Origin of the sequence: Promicromonospora kroppenstedtii DSM 19349 (genome assembly GCF_000515355.1) — a bacterium.
GTDB lineage: Bacteria > Actinomycetota > Actinomycetes > Actinomycetales > Cellulomonadaceae > Promicromonospora > Promicromonospora kroppenstedtii.
In genome coordinates this window covers 18,857-20,128 of the sequence record NZ_KI911668.1, presented here as the reverse complement: position 1 = coordinate 20,128, position 1,272 = coordinate 18,857, and the positions used below count along the sequence as shown (strand labels likewise).

Annotated in this window: 2 protein-coding genes; both read right to left on the bottom strand. The window is 73.7% G+C overall.

Going from position 1 to position 1,272, the window contains the following annotated elements:
* Window positions 1-162: 162 nt before the first annotated feature.
* Complete coding sequence (locus tag PROKR_RS13310; protein WP_036963996.1) at window positions 163-684, bottom strand: alpha/beta hydrolase; 522 nt, start codon at window positions 682-684, stop codon at window positions 163-165.
* A partial coding sequence (locus tag PROKR_RS13305; protein WP_169736416.1) for a GNAT family N-acetyltransferase occupies window positions 684-1,272 on the bottom strand: 589 nt, incomplete at its 5' end. The genes PROKR_RS13305 and PROKR_RS13310, both read right to left, overlap by 1 nt.

Sequence of the window (1,272 nt, the reverse complement as noted above, 5' to 3'; positions counted from 1 at the left end):
GCCCTCCGGCCACGCCGCCGCGGCCGCCCGGCTCGCCCCGCACGGCACGGCGGCGGTCATCGCGAAGGACGGCCACGCCGCCAACATCGAGCAGCCCGCGGCCTTCAACCGCGGCCTGCTGGAGTTCCTGGCCAGGTAGCGCGTGTCCTGGCGCCGCTGGGGTCAAGGGATCAGCCGGTCCGCGATCTCGAGCGTGTCCTCGGTGAAGTGCCCGTCGTCGCGCACGACGAGGGTGCCGCCCAGCCGGTCGAACATCGCGCGGCCCTGCTCGGCGTCGCAGCCGAACTCGTCCGTGACGGAGTTGAGGAACACCAGGTCCCGGACGTGCGCGCGGATCGCGTCCCAGTCGTAGGACTCCTGGAGCACCGGCTCCGGGCCGGGGTTCGGGTTGGTCGAGTAGCCGCCCACCAGCACCGCCTGCGCAACGGTCACGTCGAGGTGCTCCAGCAGCGCGAGCAGCAGGGCGGCCCCGCCCGAGTGGCCCACGAGCACCGTGTCGGCGTCGAAGGTGTGCGCGTCCAGCACGGTCGGGAGGAACGTGGCGACCGGCTCGACGTTCGTCCCGGGGTGGTACGGCGTCTCGACGTCGTACCCGCGCTCCCGCAGGCGGTCCGCCAGCCACGGGTACCAGATCCACTCGGGCCTGGCGTTGGTCCCGTGGAAGATGATCGCCCTGCGTCCCATCAGCTCTCCTTCGTCGCGGGAACGGACGGGTGCGTCCGTTCCGGGGCGGACGCTACCGCCTCACCCCGCCGCACGACCGGGTCGACAGCCAGGTTGACCTGGTCGAGCACGGGCTCGAACCCGATCGCCGCGTACGTACGGTTCGACACAGGGTTGTCCCGGTCGGTGTAGAGGCAGACCCGGTGTCCGGCATTGAGCACCCGCTGCGCGACGTCGGCCACGAGCGCCCGGGCGTAGCCGTGCCCGCGGTGCGCGGCGGGCGTGTAGACGGGGCCGATCCGAACCACGCCGAACGACGGCGGACGCGCCGCCGACAGGTGCACCACCTCGCCGTCGACGTCCCACAGCCAGACGCTGCCCTCCTCGATCCGGTCCTTCGCGCCGCCGATCCGCAGCGGCTCCTCGCCCTCCTCCGGCGCGCGGCCGGCCTGGGCGTCCGCCTCGGTGTGGAACACGTCGAACCAGGCGGTCACCACCTCCAGGTCGGCGAGCGTGGCCAGGCGTGGGCGGCCCGACGGCGCCGGGTCCGGCCGGGTGATCCGCGTCGCCTCCCAGAGCCGGTCGGGCCGGTCCTCGTGCGCGGTCCCG

What these genes read in the sequence shown, in the direction of transcription:
- PROKR_RS13310 (WP_036963996.1), bottom strand. Translation starts at nt 684, where the DNA reads ATGGGACGCAGGGCGATCATCTTCCACGGGACCAACGCCAGGCCCGAG.